Source organism: Streptomyces shenzhenensis, from assembly GCF_021462265.1.
Lineage (GTDB): Bacteria > Actinomycetota > Actinomycetes > Streptomycetales > Streptomycetaceae > Streptomyces > Streptomyces shenzhenensis.
The window spans coordinates 64,151-82,754 of the sequence record NZ_JAJONF010000009.1 but is presented as its reverse complement, the minus strand read 5'-3'; the positions used below and the strand labels follow the sequence as shown (position 1 = coordinate 82,754).

Annotated in this window: 20 protein-coding genes; 6 read left to right on the top strand and 14 right to left on the bottom strand. The window is 71.3% G+C overall.

Annotated features, from left to right (window positions below):
* Positions 1–34 precede the first annotated feature (34 nt).
* On the bottom strand, positions 35–487 hold the full coding sequence (locus tag LQ326_RS14840) for a MarR family winged helix-turn-helix transcriptional regulator (RefSeq protein WP_234536576.1): 453 nt from the start codon (positions 485–487) through the stop codon (positions 35–37).
* A 91-nt stretch (positions 488–578) separates the two neighbouring features.
* On the opposite strand from LQ326_RS14840, the gene LQ326_RS14835 reads away from it, so the two are divergent.
* Positions 579–1,577: an NADP-dependent oxidoreductase gene (locus LQ326_RS14835; protein ID WP_234536574.1), complete on the top strand. Its 999-nt coding sequence runs from the start codon at positions 579–581 to the stop codon at positions 1,575–1,577.
* A gap of 183 nt (positions 1,578–1,760) precedes the next feature.
* Here LQ326_RS14835 and LQ326_RS14830 read toward each other — a convergent pair whose 3' ends face one another.
* The gene (locus tag LQ326_RS14830) at positions 1,761–2,921 is read right to left on the bottom strand and encodes a serine hydrolase domain-containing protein (RefSeq protein ID WP_234536571.1); all 1,161 of its coding nucleotides are present in this window, start codon (positions 2,919–2,921) and stop codon (positions 1,761–1,763) included.
* Between the two features lie 286 nt (positions 2,922–3,207).
* Between LQ326_RS14830 and LQ326_RS14825 the strand changes: the two genes are divergently transcribed.
* Positions 3,208–3,996, top strand: a complete 789-nt coding sequence (locus LQ326_RS14825) for an EI24 domain-containing protein (RefSeq protein ID WP_234536569.1) — start codon at positions 3,208–3,210, stop codon at positions 3,994–3,996.
* On the opposite strand, the gene LQ326_RS14820 is transcribed toward LQ326_RS14825, so the two are convergent.
* The 3 genes from LQ326_RS14820 to LQ326_RS14810 form a co-directional block, all read right to left on the bottom strand.
* Positions 3,986–5,227, bottom strand: coding sequence for a pyroglutamyl-peptidase I (locus LQ326_RS14820; protein ID WP_234536566.1), 1,242 nt, complete (start codon positions 5,225–5,227; stop codon positions 3,986–3,988). The two genes, LQ326_RS14825 and LQ326_RS14820, sit on opposite strands and share 11 nt — an antisense overlap.
* 308 nt (positions 5,228–5,535) lie before the next feature.
* The gene (locus LQ326_RS14815) at positions 5,536–6,510 is read right to left on the bottom strand and encodes an aldose epimerase family protein (RefSeq protein ID WP_234536563.1); all 975 of its coding nucleotides are present in this window, start codon (positions 6,508–6,510) and stop codon (positions 5,536–5,538) included.
* 21 nt (positions 6,511–6,531) lie between these two features.
* The gene (locus tag LQ326_RS14810) at positions 6,532–7,431 is read right to left on the bottom strand and encodes an SGNH/GDSL hydrolase family protein (protein WP_234536560.1); all 900 of its coding nucleotides are present in this window, start codon (positions 7,429–7,431) and stop codon (positions 6,532–6,534) included.
* 252 nt (positions 7,432–7,683) lie between these two features.
* On the opposite strand from LQ326_RS14810, the gene LQ326_RS14805 reads away from it, so the two are divergent.
* The gene (locus LQ326_RS14805; protein ID WP_093503479.1) at positions 7,684–8,178 is read left to right on the top strand and encodes a DUF3145 domain-containing protein; all 495 of its coding nucleotides are present in this window, start codon (positions 7,684–7,686) and stop codon (positions 8,176–8,178) included.
* A gap of 252 nt (positions 8,179–8,430) precedes the next feature.
* On the opposite strand, the gene fabF is transcribed toward LQ326_RS14805, so the two are convergent.
* The 5 genes from fabF to LQ326_RS14780 form a co-directional block, all read right to left on the bottom strand.
* Positions 8,431–9,693, bottom strand: coding sequence for a beta-ketoacyl-ACP synthase II (gene fabF / locus LQ326_RS14800; RefSeq protein WP_234536557.1), 1,263 nt, complete (start codon positions 9,691–9,693; stop codon positions 8,431–8,433).
* A gap of 85 nt (positions 9,694–9,778) precedes the next feature.
* Positions 9,779–10,027 carry an acyl carrier protein gene (locus tag LQ326_RS14795; RefSeq protein ID WP_070027634.1) on the bottom strand — a complete coding sequence of 83 codons (249 nt, stop codon included), beginning with the start codon at positions 10,025–10,027 and terminating at the stop codon, positions 9,779–9,781.
* A gap of 90 nt (positions 10,028–10,117) precedes the next feature.
* Positions 10,118–11,149: a ketoacyl-ACP synthase III gene (locus tag LQ326_RS14790; RefSeq protein WP_234536555.1), complete on the bottom strand. Its 1,032-nt coding sequence runs from the start codon at positions 11,147–11,149 to the stop codon at positions 10,118–10,120.
* 17 nt (positions 11,150–11,166) lie between these two features.
* A complete protein-coding gene (locus LQ326_RS14785; protein ID WP_234536554.1) occupies positions 11,167–12,087 on the bottom strand; it encodes an ACP S-malonyltransferase in 921 nt (306 codons plus the stop codon).
* 89 nt (positions 12,088–12,176) lie between these two features.
* On the bottom strand, positions 12,177–13,382 hold the full coding sequence (locus LQ326_RS14780) for a PucR family transcriptional regulator (RefSeq protein WP_234536552.1): 1,206 nt from the start codon (positions 13,380–13,382) through the stop codon (positions 12,177–12,179).
* Positions 13,383–13,455: 73 nt separating this feature from the next.
* Between LQ326_RS14780 and LQ326_RS14775 the strand changes: the two genes are divergently transcribed.
* Positions 13,456–14,112 carry a pirin family protein gene (locus LQ326_RS14775; RefSeq protein WP_234536902.1) on the top strand — a complete coding sequence of 219 codons (657 nt, stop codon included), beginning with the start codon at positions 13,456–13,458 and terminating at the stop codon, positions 14,110–14,112.
* Positions 14,113–14,203: 91 nt separating this feature from the next.
* On the opposite strand, the gene LQ326_RS14770 is transcribed toward LQ326_RS14775, so the two are convergent.
* Entirely contained in the window at positions 14,204–14,683 is a 480-nt protein-coding gene (locus LQ326_RS14770; protein ID WP_234536550.1) for a MarR family winged helix-turn-helix transcriptional regulator, read from the bottom strand.
* Positions 14,684–14,783: 100 nt separating this feature from the next.
* Here LQ326_RS14770 and LQ326_RS14765 point away from each other — a divergent pair, with 100 nt between their 5' ends.
* Positions 14,784–15,683 (top strand): alpha/beta fold hydrolase, encoded by a 900-nt coding sequence (locus LQ326_RS14765; protein ID WP_234536548.1) that lies wholly within the window; start codon positions 14,784–14,786, stop codon positions 15,681–15,683.
* Between the two features lie 45 nt (positions 15,684–15,728).
* Here the strand turns inward: LQ326_RS14765 and LQ326_RS14760 are convergent, their stop codons facing one another.
* Positions 15,729–16,553 (bottom strand): serine hydrolase domain-containing protein, encoded by an 825-nt coding sequence (locus LQ326_RS14760; protein WP_234536546.1) that lies wholly within the window; start codon positions 16,551–16,553, stop codon positions 15,729–15,731.
* A 19-nt stretch (positions 16,554–16,572) separates the two neighbouring features.
* On the bottom strand, positions 16,573–17,043 hold the full coding sequence (locus LQ326_RS14755) for a GNAT family N-acetyltransferase (RefSeq protein ID WP_234536544.1): 471 nt from the start codon (positions 17,041–17,043) through the stop codon (positions 16,573–16,575).
* 97 nt (positions 17,044–17,140) lie between these two features.
* Between LQ326_RS14755 and LQ326_RS14750 the strand changes: the two genes are divergently transcribed.
* The gene (locus LQ326_RS14750; RefSeq protein WP_234536541.1) at positions 17,141–17,608 is read left to right on the top strand and encodes a MerR family transcriptional regulator; all 468 of its coding nucleotides are present in this window, start codon (positions 17,141–17,143) and stop codon (positions 17,606–17,608) included.
* A gap of 97 nt (positions 17,609–17,705) precedes the next feature.
* On the opposite strand, the gene LQ326_RS14745 is transcribed toward LQ326_RS14750, so the two are convergent.
* Complete coding sequence (locus LQ326_RS14745; RefSeq protein ID WP_234536537.1) at positions 17,706–18,563, bottom strand: DUF4429 domain-containing protein; 858 nt, start codon at positions 18,561–18,563, stop codon at positions 17,706–17,708.
* Between the last annotated feature and the right edge of the window lie 41 nt (positions 18,564–18,604).

Genomic DNA, 18,604 nt, shown 5'->3' with positions numbered 1-18,604 from the left:
ACCCCGAGGGGCCGGCGCCGTCAGGCGCCGGCCCCTAATGAGCGTCCAGCATGCTGCGCAGCAGGTCCCGCAGTGACAGCCGCTCCTCGTCCGACAGCCCCGCCAGCGGCTCGCGCGCGAAGCGCAGGCCCTCGCGCAGGTCACGGGCGACCCGGCGGCCCTCGTCCGTCGCCGCGGCCAGCTTCACCCGGCGGTCCGCCGGGTCGGGCCGTCGCTCCACGAGCCCGCGCGCCTCCAGCCGGTCCACGATCCCCGTCACGTTGGACGGCTCGCACTTCAGCTTCTGCGCCAGCTTCCGCATCGGCAGCGGCTCCAGTGACAGCAGGCTGAGCAGCCGCGCCTGCGCCCCGGTGAGGGCGTGCTCGCCCGCCGCCTCCTCGTAGTCAGCGTAGAAACGGGACACGACGTCCCCGATGAGCTCGACGACCTCCAGGGTCAGGGCGTCGGGTCTGCGGGTCCGCGCTGGGCTGGACTGTGAGGTGGACATGAACTCCAGGATACCGGGTTACTTGACATCCTGAAATATTCAGGAGCATGGTTGTTTCAGGTAGTGAAGTATTTTCGGAAAGGCGCATGTCATGATCAACCGCGAGTGGCACCTGCTCAACCGTCCCGTCGGCTGGCCGAAGCCCGAGGACTTCGCCCTGGTCGAGGCGGAGGTCCGCACGCCGGGAGAGGGACAGGTGCTGGTACGGAACAAGTACCTCTCCGTCGACCCGTACATGCGCGGCCGGATGAGTGCCGCCAAGTCGTACGTCGCCCCCTTCGAGCTGGGCAAGGTCATGCAGGGCGGCGCGGTCGGCGAGGTCGTCGAGTCGAACGCCGAGGGCATCGCGGCCGGCGACCACGTCCTGCACTTCCTCGGCTGGCGCGAGTACGCGGTCGTGGACGCGAAGAACGCCGTCAAGGTCGACGCGCAGGCCGCGCCCCTGCCGGCGTACCTCGGCGTCCTCGGCATGACCGGCCTCACCGCCTACGCGGGCCTGCTGCGCACCGCCTCCTTCAAGGAGGGCGACTCGGTCTTCGTCTCCGGCGCGGCCGGCGCGGTCGGCAGCCAGGTCGGCCAGATCGCCAGGCTCAAGGGCGCCTCGCGGGTGATCGGCTCGGCCGGCTCCGACGAGAAGGTCAAGCTGCTGACGGAGGAGTACGGCTTCGACGCGGCCTTCAACTACAAGAACGGCCCGGTGAGCGAGCAACTGCGCGCCGCCGCGCCCGACGGTGTGGACGTCTACTTCGACAACGTCGGCGGCGACCACCTGGAGGCGGCCATCGGCCGGCTGAACCGGGGCGGCCGGATCGCGATCTGCGGCATGATCTCCGTCTACAACAGCACCGAGCCCGTCCCCGGCCCGAAGAACCTCGCCCGGCTCATCCAGACCCGCGGCCGGATCGAGGGGTTCCTGGTCGGCGACCACTACGACCTGCAGCCGCAGTTCGTCGCCGAGGTCGGTCCGTGGGTGGCCTCCGGAGAGCTGAAGTACCGCGAGACGGTCGTCGAGGGCATCGAGAACAACCTGGAGGCGTTCCTCGGGGTCCTGCGCGGGGACAACACCGGCAAGATGATCGTCAAGCTCTGACGCGTCCGCGTGACGCCGGCCCGGCCGTGGCCGTCGCGCTGTGCGGAGGCCGCACCCCTGGACGTGGGGTGCGGCCTCTCGTGTGCCGGGTGCGGGCCGTGCGCGGCCGCCGGCGGCCACGCGGCGGCAGCCGCGTATCGGCCACCGCCCGGCGCGCCCCTGGGCCGGGCCCCGCACCCGCGTTCAGCGCGTCTCGAGCACGGCTCTGTGCACGGCCATCACCAGGGCGTTGTTCTCCGGTGCCGCACCTCCCGGAAACGCGAACCTCCTTCGCGTGTAGCCGTAGGCGACCCCGCTCCGCGGATCCGCGAACGCCTGGGAGCCCGCCGCGCCGCTGTGGCCGATCGTGCCCGCGCCGAGGAAGGGGTGCCAGGTGTCGGCCGTCGCCTGGAAGCCCAGGCCGTACGCCTTGTGGGCGCGGGCCACCAGGTCGTAACCCACCGAGTGGAACTGGCCGAACTCCGCCACCGTGTCCTCCTTCAGCAGCGGGGCCTTGCCGCCGATCTCGCTGAGCAGGGCCGCGTACATCCCGGCCAGGCCGCGTGCCGACGCCACCCCGCCGAAGGAGGCCGGGCCCTTGGCCCGGACCTGTCGGTCGTTCGGGAGGGCCGCCAGGTCCGTGGGCTCGGCCGCGTGCTCGTTGAAGGCGATCCCCGCCAGGGTCCGCGGGCCGGCCGGGACGGAGTCGAGCAGGGCCTGCTGTTCGGGCGTCGGCCGCATCGGCAGGGTGGTGCGGAAGCGCGGCTCGTGCGCGGCCGGCAGGCCCAGGAAGAAGTCGAGGCCGTAGGGGGCCCGGACCCGCTCCTCGTACACGTCCTGGAGGGTACGGCCGGTCGCGCGCCGTACCACCTCGCCGGTGAGCGCCCCGATCACCAGGGCGTGGTAGCCGAAGGCCGTGCCCGGGCGCCAGAACGGCCGCTGGTCGGCGAGGCGTTCGGCCGTCGCCCGGTCGTCTGCCAGCTCCTGCGGGCTGAACCCGGTGTCGGTGCCGACCAGGCCCGCCCGGTGCGCGAGCAGGTCCCGCAGGGTCAGCGCGCCCTTGCCCTCCGCGGCGAACTCCGGCCAGTAGTAGGTGACTTTACGGTCCAGTTCCAGCGTGCCGTCCTGCACCAGCATCGCCACGACCAGGTGCGCCGCCCCCTTGGTGGACGAGAGCACGCCGTACAGGGAGTCCCCGCCGGCCCCCTCGCCCGCCCACAGGTCGACGACCTGCCGGCCGTCGACGTACGCACACAACTGCCCCTCGTGGTCGGCCGGTTCGCCGGCGACGAAGGCGGCGAACTCCTCGCGCACCGCCTCGAAGCCCTCCGCGACCGTGCCCTGGACGGTGATCTCCTGCGTCATCCGCTCTCCTCAACCGAGCCGCCGGGGGCAGCTCCCACTGTGAACAACGCCCTGCCCACCCGGGCGACCTGCCCCTTCGGACAATCCCGCGACGGAGGCCGGCGCAGGGTGCACGCCCACCTCCTCCGCGGGTTCCTGAGATCGGTACGGCGAGATGTGCCTGTTCGACTCAACCGTGGCATGCCGAAGCGCACACACCGCGGAGAACCCCGCAGCGGCGCAGCCCCGGCCCATGGCGACGATTCCCCGCACCGGGCCACCCGGGCACGCCGGTAAAGTTTTCGCCATGCGTGATCTCGGGGCGGGTTTCGGTTATCTCCTCAAGGGCCAGCGGTGGGTCGGCCGGCACGGCAGGCAGTTCGGTCTCGGTCTGCTGCCCGGCCTGATCACCCTCGTCCTCTACGCGGCCGCCCTGGTCGCCCTCGCGATATGGGGGGAGGACTTCGTCGCCTGGGCCACCCCGTTCGCCGACGACTGGTCCAGCCCCTGGCTCGGCCTCTTCCGCGGCTTCCTCACCGCCGTCCTGTTCGCCCTCGGCCTGCTGCTCGCCGTCCTCACCTTCACCGCGGTGACGCTGCTGGTGGGCCAGCCGTTCTACGAGAACCTCTCCGAGAAGGTCGACGGGGACGTCTCGCCCGACGGCACCGCGCCCGAGTCCGGGCTGCCGTTCTGGCGCGAGCTGTGGATCTCGGCCCGGGACAGCCTGCGCATCCTGGTCCGCGCCTGCCTGTGGGGCGTGCTCCTGTTCGCCCTCGGCTTCCTGCCCTTCGTCGGGCAGACCGCCGTCCCCGTCGTCGGCTTCTTCGTGACCGGCTTCTTCCTCACCGAGGAACTCACCGCCGTGGCCCTCCAGCGCCGGGGCGTCGACCTGCGCGCCCGGCTCACCCTGCTGCGCTCCCGCAAGACCCTGGTGTGGGGCTTCGGCACCCCGCTGGGCCTGGCCTTCCTGGTCCCGTTCGTCGCGGTGTTCCTGATGCCGGGCGCGGTCGCGGGCGCCACCCTCCTCGCCCGCGACCTGCTGGGCGAGGAGACGGCGGAGGCGGACGAGCCGGCGGACGAACCCGTCAGCCCCTGAACGACGCGTCGGCCGCCACGGTCACGATGGCCCGCACCTGGTCGATGATGTCCACCCGGTTCCGTACGAACTCCGGGTCGGTCACCTCCGTGGTGTTCCCGGCGCCGAACTCCAGCACCGGCGTGTGCACATGCCCGCCGGGCAGCGTGTCGTGCAGCCCGAGCCGGTCGCGCAGCAGCGTGGCCCGGTAGGCGATCTCGTTGGACAGGTAGTTCCCGCCGCCCCCGGCCCGGGCGGTGGACCCGGCGGTCGGCCCGTCGGCCCGTACGACGGGATCGCCGCCGCCCGCCGGGATCTCGGTCACCTCGGTGTGGTCGTACACCGGGAAACGCCCCGTGTCCGCCGCCACGATCGCCGCACTGGGAAGCGTGGTGGTCGTCCACTGCGGCTGCGAGGCCGGGCCGGTGACCGGGACGGTCCCGGTCCGGCTCACGTTCTCGTTGTCCGGGAACCCGCCCCGCCAGGCCCCGTTCGTCCGCTCCACGTCGAACCGTCCGACCCGCCCCTGGCTCACCGTCGTGAACAGGTCCACCTTCGGCAGGTACGGCCGCAGGGTCCGCTCCACCGTCCCCGCCGCGAAGTCGTCCCAGCGCACCGGGAAGACGGCCGTCTCGACCCGTGCGGGCCCCTCGGCGGTCTCGATCACCGTCCCGTCGAGGGCCAGCGCGCTCGCCCCGGACGGATTGGAGATCCGGATGTCCCGGTCGAGCGTGAACGGGTCGAACCCGGTGACGAGGATCCGCCGCACGCCCCTGCCCGGATACCGGATGTCCGTCTGCCCCCGGGAACTCCGCTCCAGCACGTCCAGCAGAGCCGCCCGCTGCCGCTCGCTCACCCGGAACCCGGGCTCCCAGGCGCGCACCTGCCGGGTCATCCCGAGCCGCGCCCAGTACAGCGGCCGGTCGTCGTCCCGGCTCAGGTCGCCTCTCGCCGGCCCCCGCCCCTGGGCCCGGTCCACGGCCCGCCGCCACAGCACCGAACCCCGCCGTTCGACGACCCGCCGGGCCTGCGGGTAGGAGTGCGCGTCCGCCAGGGCTCGGGCGAACTCCGGTGCCACGTCGTCGAACCCGGACCGCCGGAGTATCTCCTGTGGCACCGCCTGGTCGAGCCGTCGCTCCTCGACGGTGAGGGAGGGGGCGGGGGCGGGCGTGGCGTGCGCCGCGCTGGGGGCAAGCCCCCCGGCCAGCAGCACGACGCCGAGGATGCCGATCTGAACACGTAGGGAAGTCAAGGGAGTTGGCCTTCCGTCGCAGTGGGGTGCGTGGTGCCGATGGGGCGCAGTATCGCGTGCTGCCCGCGCCTTGGTCTACGCCGTGGTCTACACCAGGCACCCCACTGCGGCGGTCTGCGGGACCGGGTGTTCGGGGCGGGGGATGGTTCGTGGGTGTTTGTGAAGGGTTCGTACGAGATCGCGACGCGACGTCCGATCACCGGCCGTCGGCTCGCGGCCACGCTAAGGTCGGAGTCGGGACATGCCCCCTGAGCAGCCCCGGTCCGGGACCTGACCCCTGGACCGGGGCTTGTGTGTCGTCGGCGGTGTCAGTCCCGCACGCCGAAGCCGTACACCGTCTCCGAGCGGTACACCGCGCCCGGTTCCAGGCGGGTGCTCGGGAACTCCGGCCGGTTGGGGGAGTCCGGGAAGTGCTGGGTCTCCAGGGCGACACCGTCGCCGGGGGCGAAGGGGCCGGTCAGGTGCTCGGCGGTGTAGAGCTGGACGCCGGGTTCGGTGGTGGCCACGGTGAGGGTGCGCCCGGACCCCGGGTCGTGCAGCTCGGCGATCTCCACCGGCTCCTCGGTCACCCCCTTGTCGAGGACGAGGTTGTGGTCGTAGCCGGAGCCGACCTTGCGGGCGGTACGGAAGTCGAACCGGGAGCCCGAGACGTCCTTGAGCACCCCCGTCGGGATCAGGTCCTCGTCCACGGGGGTGTAGCGCGAGGCCGCGATCCGCAGTTCGTGGCCGCCCGCGTCACCGGAGCCCGCCAGGTTGAAATAGCTGTGGTTGGTGAGGTTCACGACGGTCGGTGCGTCGGTGACCGCCTCGTAGGAGATGTGCAGCGCGCCGGAGTCGTCCAGCGTGTACGTCACGGCGACCGCCAGCCGCCCCGGGAACCCCTCCTCCCCGTGCGGACTCACCCGCGACAGCCGCACCCCGTGCTCGACGGCCGCCACCTCCCACACCCGCTTGTCGAAACCGCGGGCGCCGCCGTGCAGGGAGTTGGGCGCGTTGTTCGGCTCCAGGGCGTAGGTCACGCCGTCCAGCGGGAAGCGGGCCCGCGCGATCCGGTTCGCGTACCGGCCGACCACGGCGCCGAAGTAGGGCCCCGGGTTCTCCAGGTAGCCGTCCAGGCCGGCGAACCCCAGCACCACGTCCGCCGTCCGCCCGTCCCGGTCCGGGACCTCGACCGACTGCACGATCCCGCCGTACGACAGCACCCGCACCCGGGTCCCCGCGCGCTCCAGCGTCCAGCGGTGCACCTCGGTGCCGTCGGAAAGTGTGCCGAAAAGTTCACTCATGTGGAAAACCCTAAGGCAAGGTCAGGTCAGCGGTTCCTGCGCAGTGATGGCGCGGTAGGCGATCGCCGCGAGCTTCGACTGGCCGTCGGTGCTCGGATGGAACCAGTCCCAGCGACTGAGCTGACCGGTCCCGAAGCGGTACGCGTACACCGCGCCGCCGTCGAACCGGCACCGCCGGTCCTTGGCGCAGACCTCCTCCAGCACCTTGTTGTACTCCTCGACGCGTTGCTGCACCTTGTCCCGGCGCACGGTCGCCGCGCTGGTCAGATCGTCCGCGTCGGCCAGCATGGACGGGCAGATGCCCAGCTTCCACACCTGCTTGCCCAGCGGATTGGTCCGCCCCTCGGACCACAGCCGCTTCAGGTTCGGCACGCTCGCCACGTACACCTGTGTCTTCGGCAGCGACCTGCGCAGGGTGCCCAGCGCGTCCTCGAACTCGGCGCGGAAGTCGGCCACCGAGGTCATCGCCCGCACCGAGGTACGGCAGGCGTCGTTGGCCCCCACCATCACCGTCACCAACTGCGGCCTGCGCACCACCGCGTCGGCCATCTGACCCGGCAGGTCGGCCATCCGGGCGCCGGTCTCCGCGTAGTTCCAGCTGTGGTCGGCCGCCCTGGCCCGCCCCAGCAGCCGTACCGCCAGGCTGTCCACCTGGTCGCTGGTGCCGGTCGCCCAGGACACCTCCGGGCAGTCCGAGAGCACCGTGCAGGCGTCGAAGCCGCGGGTGATGGAGTCGCCGACGGCCGCGATCGAGGCCGGGCTGCGGTCCCACACCCGCACGGCCTGCGTGGCCCGTGCCCGCTCGCTCTTCGACGCGGCGGGGGAACCGCCCAGGACGCCACACCCGGCCACCCCCAGCGCGGCGGTGACGGCGACGGCGCCTGCCAGGGCACGCGAACCCCGGCGTCGCTGCTTGCGCATACCCCGTCGGTCCTCTCCGTCGGTCAGTTCGTCCCCCTTCATAACAACGCACGGGAGTTCCCGCCCGCGTCCTGCAACGGACCACCCCCGTACAAGCGTCCCCCTGGGTGAATGGCGGAGGTTTCCTGGCCGCGGGACCGACGGTACGTCACACTCCTTGCGCCACCGCACGGTAGCCTCGCCATCAACGCGGCCGTCGTGCCACTGCCGCCAGCCAGCAAGCAAGATGTCCCGCTCTGCCCGGAGGTTCCGGTGACGACACGTGGAGTTCTGTACGTGCACTCCGCGCCGCGCGCGCTGTGCCCGCACGTCGAGTGGGCCGTCGCCGGGGTGCTCGGCACGCGCGTCAACCTCGACTGGATCCGCCAGCCGGCCGCCCCCGGCACCTGGCGCTCCGAGTTCTCCTGGCAGGGCGAGGTCGGCACGGCCTCCAAACTGGCGTCCGCACTGCGCGGCTGGCACCTGCTCCGCTTCGAGGTCACGGCCGAACCCTGTGCGAAGGCCGAGGGCGAGCGCTACAGCTGCACCCCCGACCTCGGCATCTTCCACGCGGTCACCGGAATCCACGGCGACATCCTCATCCCGGAGGACCGCCTCAGGGCCGCCCTGACCCGCTCCCAGCGCGGCGAGACGGCCTTGGAGGCCGAGATCGCCAAGCTGCTGGGCAAGCCCTGGGACGACGAACTGGAGCCGTTCCGCTACGCGGGCGAGGGCGCCCCGGTGAGGTGGCTCCACCAGGTGGTCTGAGCGGCGTCGGTTTTCGCCGGAAGTGCCGCGGTATGCCGTCTGGCGACCGCGGCGCCGTCGTGGTTGATCGCGCAGTTCCCCGCGCCCCTAAAGGGGCGAGCGCCCCTTTAGGGGCGCGGGGCTGTGTCCATTTGCGGCTGCCGCCGCGTGGGCGCGACAAGCCCCCACCGGGCCGTCGGCCGAAAACGAAACGCGAAGTGGCCCGAACTCCAGCAAGGAGTCCGGGCCACACGCCGCTCACGGCAAGAAACCTCACACGGTCCGGAACGCGAGCACCACGTTGTGCCCACCGAACCCGAACGAGTCGTTCAGCACGGCGATCCTGCCCTCGGGCAGCTGACGCGCCTCGCCCCGCACCACGTCCGCGTTCACCTCGGGATCGAGATCGTCGAGGTTGATGGTCGGCGGAGCCGTCCGGTTCACCAGCGCCAGGATCGACGCGACGGTCTCGATCCCGCCGGCACCACCCAGCAGATGACCGGTCATCGACTTGGTCGCGGAGATGGCCATGTGGTCGACGTCGTCGCCGAACACCTTCCGCAGCGCCTTGATCTCGGCCACGTCACCCTGCGGCGTGGACGTGGCGTGCGCGTTGACGTGCATGATCTCGGCCGGCTTCAGATCCGTGTTGTCGAGCAGGTTCTGCAGCGCGTGCGCGATGCCGTTGCCCGACGGCTCCGGCTGCGTGATGTGGTGCGCGTCGGCCGAGATGCCCTGGCCGATCGCCTCCGCGTAGATGCGCGCCCCGCGCGCCTTCGCGTGCTCCTCGGACTCCAGGACGATCACGCCCGCGCCCTCGCCGAGGACGAAGCCGTCACGGCCGGAGTCGTAGGGACGCGACGCACCCTCGGGGTCGTCGTTGTTCTTGGACATCGCCATCATGTTGCCGAACGCGACGATGGGCAGCGGGTGGATCGCCGCCTCGGTGCCGCCGGCCACGACGACGTCCGCACGGCCGGTGCGGATCATCTCGATGGCGTACCCGATGGCCTCGGCGCCGGAGGCGCAGGCCGACACGGGCGTGTGCACACCGGCCCGCGCACCCAGCTCGATACCGACGTTGGCGGCCGGCGAGTTGGGCATCAGCATCGGCACGGTGTGCGGGGAGACACGGCGTACGCCCTTCTCCTTGAGTACGTCGTACTGGTCCAGCAGGGTCGTCACACCGCCGATGCCGGAGGCGATGACGGTGCCGACCCGGTCGGGGTTGGCGGACACGTCCTCGCCGGCCTTGGCGGTGAAACCGGCGTCCTTCCAGGCCTCCTTGGCGGCGATCAGCGCGAACTGCGCGGACCGGTCCAGTTTGCGGGCCTGCGGGCGCGGGATGATCTCGCCGGGTTCCACGGCGATCTGCGCCGCGATCCGGACGGGCAGGTCGGCCGCCCAGTCCTGCTCCAGGAGGCGGACGCCGGACTTGCCGGCGACCAGGGCCTCCCAGAACGAAGCTGCGTCGCCACCCAGCGGTGTGGTTGCGCCGATACCGGTGACGACCACGGTGCGATTGGTCGGGCTCACGGGAATTCTTTCTCCAACGGATACGGGATTCGACGGCGCCACCGCCGGGTGGCGGGGCATTGCAGCCAGAGGCTAGTTAACTGCCTCAGGCCTGGTGCTTGAGGATGTATTCGGTCGCGTCGCCGACGGTCTTGAGGTTCTTGACGTCCTCGTCCGGGATCTTGACGTCGAAGCGCTCTTCGGCGGCGACGACGACCTCGACCATGGACAGCGAGTCGACGTCCAGGTCGTCGGTGAAGGACTTGTCCAGCTGGACGTCCTCAACCGGGATGCCGGCGATCTCGTTCACGATCTCGGCGAGACCTTCGACGATCTCTTCCTGAGTGGCGGCCATGTCAGGCGCTCCTTCTTAGATGTTCCAGACGGTTGCTGCGGTGGTGCAGTCGGCTTTCCCGCATCGGATGCATGATCCGGCACGGAGTGCCTAGGGGAGGGTAACGACAGTGGCGGCGTAGACGAGACCCGCCCCGAACCCGATGACGAGCGCGGTGTCGCCGCTCTTCGCCTCGCCGGTCGCCAGGAGCCGCTCCATCGCGAGCGGGATCGAGGCGGCCGAGGTGTTGCCGGTGGTGCGGATGTCACGGGCGACCGTGACGTGCTCCGGCAGTTTGAGAGTCTTCACCATCGAGTCGATGATCCGCACATTGGCCTGGTGCGGGATGAAGACGTCCAGGTCGTCCGCGCTGATTCCGGCCGCGTCCAGCGCTTGCTGGGCGACCTTCGCCATCTCGAACACGGCCCAGCGGAACACCGCCTGGCCTTCCTGCGTGATCGCCGGAAACTTGATGTTCCCCTGGCTGTCCTGGGGAAGCGCGGACCGGTCGCCGAAGTGGAGACGGTCCCAGGAGACCGTCTGCTTGATGGTCTCCGACTTGTCGCCCTCCGACCCCCAGACCGTCGGGCCGATCGCCGGCTCCTGCGAGGGGCCGACCACGACCGCGCCGGCGCCGTCGCCGAACAGGAAGGCCGTGGTCCGGTCCTCCAGGTCGGTGAGGTCGCTGAGCCGCTCCACGCCGATGACGAGCACGTACTCGGCGGAACCCTCCACCACCATGCCCTTGGCGAGCGTGAGGCCGTAGCCGAAGCCCGCGCAGCCGGCGGAGATGTCGAAGGCGGCCGCCTTGTTCGTGCCCAGCCTGTCGGCGATCACGGTGGCGATGGCCGGGGTCTGGCTGAAGTGCGAGACGGTCGAGACGACCACGGCGCCGATCTGCTCGGCGTCGATGCCCGCGTCCGCGATCGCCTTGCCGGACGCCTCGATGGACATCGCGGCGACCGTCTCCTCGGGGCCCGCCCAGTGCCGGGTCTCGATCCCGGAACGCGACCGGATCCATTCGTCGGACGAGTCGATCGTCTCCAGGATCACCTCGTTGGGCACCACGCGGGTCGGGCGGTAGCCGCCGACACCGAGGATGCGCGCGTACGGAGCACCCTTGCTGGGATTGATCTTCGACATCGCAATGGGCTCCTGATTCAGTTGTGCTCGGCGATGAGCTCGCGCGCCGCGTCGAGGTCGTCGGGGGTCTTGAGGGCCAGCGTCCGCACGCCGGGCAGGGCGCGCTTGGCCAGGCCGGTCAGGGTGCCACCGGGGCACACCTCCAGCAGGGCGGTGACGCCGAGCTCCTTGAAGGTCTCCATGCACAGGTCCCAGCGGACCGGGTTGGCGACCTGGCCGACGAGCCGCTCCACGATCTCCTCGCCGGACGCGACGGCCTGCCCGTCCCGGTTGGAGACGTAGGTGAACTTCGGGTCGAGGGGCGCGAGCTCCTTGGCGGCCTCGGCCAGCTTGTCGACCGCGGGGGCCATGTGGTGCGTGTGGAAGGCGCCGGCGACCTTGAGGGCGACGACCTTGCGGACGCCCTCGGGCTTGTCCTCGTTCAGCGCGGCGAGCTGCTCCAGGGTGCCTGCGGCGACGATCTGGCCCGCGCCGTTGATGTTCGCCGGGGTCAGACCGAGCTTCTCCAGGTGCGCGAGCGAGACCTCCGGGTCGCCGCCGAGCAGTGCCGACATACCGGTCTCGGTGATCGCGGCGGCCTCGGCCATCGCGAGCCCGCGCCTGCGGACGAGGGTCAGTGCGGCGGTGTCGTCCAGGACGCCCGCGAAGGCGGCGGCGGTGATCTCACCGACGCTGTGCCCGGCGACCGCGCCCGGGGCGACGTCCGTGATGGCACCGAGTGCCGCGCCGGACACGAGTCCCGCGGCGACGAGCAGCGGCTGGGCGATCGCGGTGTCCCGGATCTCGTCCGCGTCGGCGTCCGTGCCGTAGCGCACCAGATCGAGACCGATGGCGTCCGACCAGGCACGCAGACGGTCCTCGACACCGGGGAGGTCGAGCCAGGGGGTCAGGAAGCCAGGGGTCTGGGCGCCCTGGCCGGGAGCGACGAGTACGAGCACTCTCACACTCTCTCTTGGGGACGGCCACGGCCGCCCGTGGGGACAGGGACGAAGAACACGAGGGGGTTTTGTGGAGCCCCGACAAAATCCTATGGCTGGAGATCTCCATCGACCAGACGCCCCAGGATCAGCGCGATCCGCAGTGTGAAGGCGGATCGTACATCGGAGGGCGACCATCCGGTGACGTCAGTCACACGTCGAAGCCGGTAGCGCACGGTGTTCGGGTGAACGAAGAGCATCCGGGCCGCGCCCTCCAGGCTGCTCGCCTGCTCCAGATAGACGCTCAGCGTTTCCAGCAACGCCGAACCGGCTTCTTCCAGTGGTCTGTAGATCTCCTCCACCAACTGCTCGCGCGCGCTCGGATCGCCCGCGATGGCGCGCTCCGGAAGCAGATCGTCCGCCAGCACCGGGCGGGGCGCGTCCTGCCAGGCGGAACAGGCCTTGAGCCCGGCGGCGGCGGCCTGCGCGGACCGCGTGGCCGCCAGCAGGTCCGGCACCACCGGCCCCGCGACCACCGGCCCCGCGGCGTACGGCCCGATCAGCGACTTGGCCACGGCCAGCGGATTGTCGTTGCCGCCCGCGATGACGACGAGCCGGTCCCCGAGCACCCCGGTCAGCACCTGCAGCTTGGCGTGCCGGGAGGCCCGCCGGATCGCCTCCACGGTCAGCTCGCTGTCCCCGTCGGGCGCGGTCCCGAGTACGACGCACACGTTGTCGGGCGAGTTCCACCCGAGCGCCGCGGCCCGGCTGACGGCCCCCTCGTCGGCCTCCCCGCTCAGCACGGCGTTGACCACCAGCGACTCCAGCCGCGCGTCCCAGGCACCGCGTGCCTCGGCGGCCTGGGCGTACACCTGGGCGGTGGCGAAGGCGATCTCACGCGCGTACACCAGCAGCGCCTCGCGCAGCACGCTCTCGTCGCCCGGGGCCGCGACCTCGTCGATCGCGCTCTCCATCACCTCGATGGTGGTCCGCACCATCTCCACGGTCTGCCGCAGCGTGATCGCCCGGGTCAGTTCCCGCGGCGCGGTCCCGAACACGTCCGTCGAGATCGCCTGCGGGGCGTCCGGGTGCCGGAACCACTCGGTGAAGGCCGCGATACCCGCCTGGGCGACGAGCCCGATCCAGGACCGGTTCTCCGGGGGCATGGCCCGGTACCACGGCAGGGTCTCGTCCATGCGCGCGATGGCCTGGGCGGCGAGGCTGCCGGACGACTTCTCCAGCCGCTTCAGGGTCGCGGAGTTCGGGTGGACCTGATGAGCCGAGGGATCGGACTTGCGTGTTACGGGTTCGGGCACGGGGACAAGACTGCCTTATCGGTACGGGCGCCTGCGCCGCCGGGTGCCTGCTGCGGTCTACGGTGGTCCCGTGATGGACGTCAGGCGCGCCGCGGAGCGCTATCCGGGAGGAGACCCGGCGGCCGGCATCGAGACCCGGCACGCCTTCTCCTTCGGCCCGCACTACGACCCCGGCAACCTGCGCTTCGGGGCGGTCATCGCCTGCAACGAGGAGCGGCTGGCACCGGGCGCGGGCTTCGACGAGCATCCGCACAGCCACACGGAGATCGTGACGTGGGTCGTCGAGGGTGAGCTGACTCACCGCGACTCCGCGGGCCACGAGACGGTGGTCCGCCAGGGGGACCTGCAGCGCTTGAGCTCGGCGGGCGGCGTCCGCCACGTGGAACGCAACGACGGCCCCGGCCCGCTGACCTTCGTCCAGATGTGGCTGGCCCCGCTGCACCCCGGCGGCGAACCGTCGTACGACCTCGTCCGTGGCATCGCCGACTCCACGCCCTACGCCGTCCCGGAGGCCGGCGCGATGCTCCACGTCCGCCGTCTGACGGTGGGGGAGCGGACGGCTGTGCCGGACGGGGCGTATGCGTACGTCCATGTCGTGCGGGGCGAAGTGCGGCTCGGCGGGGAGGAGCTGGGGCCGGGGGATTCGGTTCGGGTGACGGGGGCGAAGGACCTGGCGGCGGAAGGGCTGACGCGGGCCGAGGTCCTGATGTGGGAGATGGCCGCACGCTGAGCCGTCCGCGCCCGGCGGCCCGTCACGGCCGGTGTGGAGCCCCCGACGACCTGCCGCCTCCAGGGCGCGCGTGGCCTGGGCGGGACGAGTGCTACACCGACTCGCCGAGGTCTTGCGCGATCCAGCCCGGTGCGTCCAGGCGCACGGGCCGAGCGCCGACCAGCGTCGCCAAGTGCGTCTCGAGGGTCGCGAGTTCGGCGGCACCGAGCTGCCGCTCCCACTGGTCGCGCAACTCGTCGAAGACCGCTTCGCCCTGTCGCAGCACCTCGAAGCCGAGTGGGGTGACGTGAAGGCGTTTGCGGCGAGCGTCGCGGGGGTCCGTGTCGCGTGCCACGTATCCGCGTTCCTGCAGCACAGCGATGGTTTTCGCCGCTGCCTGCTTGGAGACCGACAGGCGCCGGCCCAGTTCTGAGGCGTTGTCGGCGCCGGCGGTGATGGCGCGCATGGCGAAGTCGTGGACGGGGCGCACGTCCTCGTAGCCGCGGCGGGCCAGTTCGGCGGTCGCGGCGTCCACCAGCGAGCGGAAGCCTCCGAGCAGGAGCAGTGCGAGATCGGCGCCGGATCGAGACATGGAAGAAGACTACGGCCACGCGCATGGACAACGACAACCTTGTTGTCTAATGTCATGGACAACAAGGTTGTCGAAACGAGGGGGACACATGAGGGGGACCATGGACGTCACGCCTACGGGCCGCACCCTGCCGGGGCTCACCCACCACCACGCAGAGGTCAACGGAACCCTGCTGCACTACGTGGCAGCGGGAACCAGTGGATCCCCGATCCTCCTGGTCCACGGGTTTCCCGAGACCTGGTGGACCTTTCACAAGCTCATCCCGCTTCTCGCGCGGACCCACCGGGTCTTCGCCGTCGACCTGCGCGGCTTCGGCGACTCCGGCCACGGGCAGGGCCCGTACGACAGCAGGACCTCGGCCGAGGACCTGCACCTTCTCGTCGAACAGCTTGACGTCGGCCCGGTCCACCTCACCGGTCAGGACATCGCCGGGGCGACCGTCTTCCGCCTGGCGACCGCCCACCCGCGGAACGTCCTCAGTCTCACCGCGATCGAGATGGGCCTGCCCGGGTTCGGCCTCGAGGCGCTGGGCGACATCACCCACGGCGGCACCTGGCACATCGGCGTTCTCGCCGCCCCCGGCATCCCTGAGATGCTCCTGGCCGGACGCGAGCGCGCATTCCTGGGACAGTTCGCGTTCCCCGCCATGAGCGCGACCCCAGGAGCGATCACCGACGCCGACATCGAGGAGTTCGTCCGCACCTACTCGCGCCCCGACGGCTGGCGCGGAGCGACCGGCCTCTACCAGTCGATGCTGCGGGAAGGCCCCGAGATCAAGGCGCTCGCCGACACACACGGCCTGACCATGCCCGTACTCGCGCTCGGCGCGGGCGGCGGCCCCTTCACGGCCGGCACCATGTCACAGGTCGCGGCTACCGAGGTCAGCTCGGTGTCGCTCGACGGCGTGGGTCACTACGCCGCGATGGAGGCCCCCGAAGAGCTGGCCAAGGCCGTTCTCGAATTCGTCGGGAACGTCGACGCCGTCCACGGTTCCAGGTGACCGACAGGAACGACCATCCTGACCTGGACCCTGGTCACCGCCCCCTCAGCCGCGCACCTCCGCCAGCACCGCGTCCGTGAACGCCGGCCACGCCTCGATCGCCCAGGGACCGAAAGCCCTGTCCGTCAGCGCCACGCACGCCAGCCCTGCCTCCGGGTCCACCCACAGGAAGGTGCCCGCCTGCCCGAAGTGCCCGAACGTGCGCGGCGACGACGAGGAACCCGTCCAGTGCGGGGCCTTGCCGTCCCGGATCTCGAACCCCAGCCCCCAGTCGTTCGGGTTCTGGTGCCCGTACCCCGGCAGCACCCCCTTCGTCCCCGGGTACTGCACGGTCAGCGTCGCCTCCGCCACCGTCCGCGGATCCAGCAGTCTCGGTGCCTGCACCTCCGCCGCGAACCGCAGCAGGTCCGCCACCGACGACACCCCGTCCTTCGCCGGCGACCCCTCCAGCGACGTCGACGTCATGCCCAGCGGCTCCAGCACCGCCTGCCGGGCGTACTCGGCGAACGGCATCTCCGTCGCCTTGGCGACGTGGTCGCCGAGCATCTCGAACCCGGCGTTGGAGTACAGCCGCCGCTCCCCGGGCGGCGCCATGACCCGGTGCTCGTCGAAGGCCAGCCCCGAGGTGTGCGCGAGCAGATGCCGTACCGTCGCCCCCTGCGGCCCCGCCGGCTCGTCGAGTTCGACCGCCCCCTCCTCGTACGCGACGAGCACCGCGTACGCGGCGAGCGGCTTGGTGACGGAGGCCAGCGGGAAGCGGTGCCCGACCGGCCCGTGGGTTCCGAGGACCGTCCCGTCGGCCCGTACGGCACCCGCCGCGGCGGTGGGGACGGGCCAGTTCTCGATCGACGCGAGGCTGTTCAGCGACATGCCGTCGAGCGTAGGCGGCTCAGAGCGCCAGAGTCATCGTGGGGTCCGGCTTGTGGACGAAGCCGAGCGCGGCGTAGAGCGGCTCGGCCTCGGCGGACGCGGTCAGCATGACCTGTCCCGCGCCCCGCTCACGGAACCAGGCCAGCAGTTCCTCCATGCACGCGCGCGCGTACCCGCGGCGCCGGGCGTCCGGGTCGGTGGCCACGCTGAAGACGTACCCGGAGCGGCCGTGCGGGTTCCGCGCCTTGCCGATCCGGTAGTCGACGGTCCCGGCGACCAGCGCCGCCAGCGCTCCCGGCCGCAGCGGATGGTCGACGACGAACGCGGCGAAGTCCCCGTCCGGTTCGCCCAGCTTCTCCTCCAGCGCCGGCCGCGCCAGGGCGTGCCATTGCGTGGAGCCGTCCCCACCGGGCAGCGCGTCGATCATCACCTGGCGCAGGCGCAGCACTTCCGCCACGTCCTCGGCCGTGGCACGGCGTACGAGACTCATGCCCCGCACGCTAGCCACCGCCCGCGGTCTTCGTCGCGCGTATTTCTTGGCGGGTTCCGCTTGCTTCGAGTGCACTCCAAGGCCATAGCGTGGACGTATGACGGTGATGCAGACCACGACCGCGGCCCCCACCGAGCAGCCCGACATCGCGCCCGCCGACATCTGTTCCGCCCCACCCCGGCGGCACCCGCGTCCCGAAGGCCAGGACCGTTACACGATCAGCGAGGTCGTCGCCTTCACCGGCCTGACCGCCCACACCCTGCGCTGGTACGAGCGGATCGGCCTCACGTCCGACATCGACCGCTCCCACACCGGTCAGCGCCGCTACAGCAACCGCGACCTCGACTGGCTGGACTTCGTCACCAAGCTTCGCCTGACCGGCATGCCGGTGGCCGACATGGTGCGCTACGCGGAGCTGGTGCGGGAAGGGGAGACGACCTACCCCGAGCGCCGCGAACTGCTGGAACAGACGAGGAGGGACGTCCTGTCCCGGATCGCCGAACTGCACGACACCTTGTCGGTGCTGGACCGAAAGATCAGTTTCTACGAAACCGGCGGCAACTGAAGCGCGCCCCAAAGGGGCGCGGGGCTGTATTTGATGTGCGGCTGCCGCCGCGTGGGCGCGACCAGCCCCCACGGACCCGCAGCCGAACGACTGCCGATCACAGCTCCGCCAGCAACTCCGCCTTCTTCGCGGCGAACTCCTCATCGGTCACCAGCCCCGCCTGATGCAGCTCCCCCAGATGCCGGATCCGTTCGGCGATGTCCGCGGGATCCCGCCGCCCGGCCGGCACCGGCACCGCGGCGGCCCCCTTGGCCCGCAGGGCCTCCAGTACCGCCGCCGCGAACGGCAACGACTCGTGCACCGGGCCGTACCCCAGCCCGAACACCACGGTCGCCGGATCCTGGTCGGCCGGGACCGCCGGCGCCGACCCCGCGAGGTCCCGGTCTCGCCGCAGCAGTCGTAGATGCCCCTCGAAGGCCTCCGGCGACCGCCACTCCACGCCGGCCAGGTCGGCGACGGCGAAGCTCTGGTCGCCGGCCTTCCACTTCGCCGTGGACGCGCCCGTCCACGACCACCGGAAGTGCACGGCGCTGCCGTCGAAGCTCGCCTTCCCGTCGTACGCCTTGAACTGCCGGGGCCCCTCGGGCGCGGCGACCAGGAACCGCTCCGCCGGTCCGGACTCGGTGAGCAGCGGTCGCAGTTCGTCGGCGTAGTACTCCGCGAGGGTCGCCCGCTCGGCCGGGACCACCAGGCGGTACGGGTCGCTGCCCTCCTTCAGCTGTCCGGCCGCCGCCTCCAGCAGGGGATCCGCGCCCGGGCGGGGCCGGGCACTCAGGACGACCGTGCCGCGTTTGCCGGGCATGAGCGTCACGCCCTCCAGAGCGGCGAGCGGCACCCGGCGTTCACCCAGACTCTGGAACAGCTTGGGTGTTCGAATCCCCCGTTCGTAGCGGATGAGCACGGAGTCGGACTCGAACTCCCAGGCAGCATGAAATCCGGCCAGTACATCACCCATGCGGCTCATCGTATGCGGCACGTGCTTCTCAGTCCCATCCC

Bases quoted from the DNA above. Each gene is read 5' to 3' on its own strand.
- LQ326_RS14810 (WP_234536560.1), bottom strand. From the start codon at position 7,431: ATGCGCAAGCAGCGACGCCGGGGTTCGCGTGCCCTGGCAGGCGCCGTC.
- LQ326_RS14750 (WP_234536541.1), top strand. From the start codon at position 17,141: ATGACGGTGATGCAGACCACGACCGCGGCCCCCACCGAGCAGCCCGAC.
- LQ326_RS14770 (WP_234536550.1), bottom strand. From the start codon at position 14,683: ATGTCTCGATCCGGCGCCGATCTCGCACTGCTCCTGCTCGGAGGCTTC.
- LQ326_RS14830 (WP_234536571.1), bottom strand. From the start codon at position 2,921: ATGACGCAGGAGATCACCGTCCAGGGCACGGTCGCGGAGGGCTTCGAG.
- LQ326_RS14795 (WP_070027634.1), bottom strand. From the start codon at position 10,027: ATGGCCGCCACTCAGGAAGAGATCGTCGAAGGTCTCGCCGAGATCGTG.
- LQ326_RS14835 (WP_234536574.1), top strand. From the start codon at position 579: ATGATCAACCGCGAGTGGCACCTGCTCAACCGTCCCGTCGGCTGGCCG.
- LQ326_RS14815 (WP_234536563.1), bottom strand. From the start codon at position 6,510: ATGAGTGAACTTTTCGGCACACTTTCCGACGGCACCGAGGTGCACCGC.
- LQ326_RS14825 (WP_234536569.1), top strand. From the start codon at position 3,208: ATGCGTGATCTCGGGGCGGGTTTCGGTTATCTCCTCAAGGGCCAGCGG.
- LQ326_RS14775 (WP_234536902.1), top strand. From the start codon at position 13,456: ATGGACGTCAGGCGCGCCGCGGAGCGCTATCCGGGAGGAGACCCGGCG.
- LQ326_RS14790 (WP_234536555.1), bottom strand. From the start codon at position 11,149: ATGTCGAAGATCAATCCCAGCAAGGGTGCTCCGTACGCGCGCATCCTC.
- LQ326_RS14760 (WP_234536546.1), bottom strand. From the start codon at position 16,553: ATGTCGCTGAACAGCCTCGCGTCGATCGAGAACTGGCCCGTCCCCACC.
- LQ326_RS14840 (WP_234536576.1), bottom strand. From the start codon at position 487: ATGTCCACCTCACAGTCCAGCCCAGCGCGGACCCGCAGACCCGACGCC.
- LQ326_RS14755 (WP_234536544.1), bottom strand. From the start codon at position 17,043: ATGAGTCTCGTACGCCGTGCCACGGCCGAGGACGTGGCGGAAGTGCTG.
- LQ326_RS14745 (WP_234536537.1), bottom strand. From the start codon at position 18,563: ATGGGTGATGTACTGGCCGGATTTCATGCTGCCTGGGAGTTCGAGTCC.
- LQ326_RS14765 (WP_234536548.1), top strand. From the start codon at position 14,784: ATGGACGTCACGCCTACGGGCCGCACCCTGCCGGGGCTCACCCACCAC.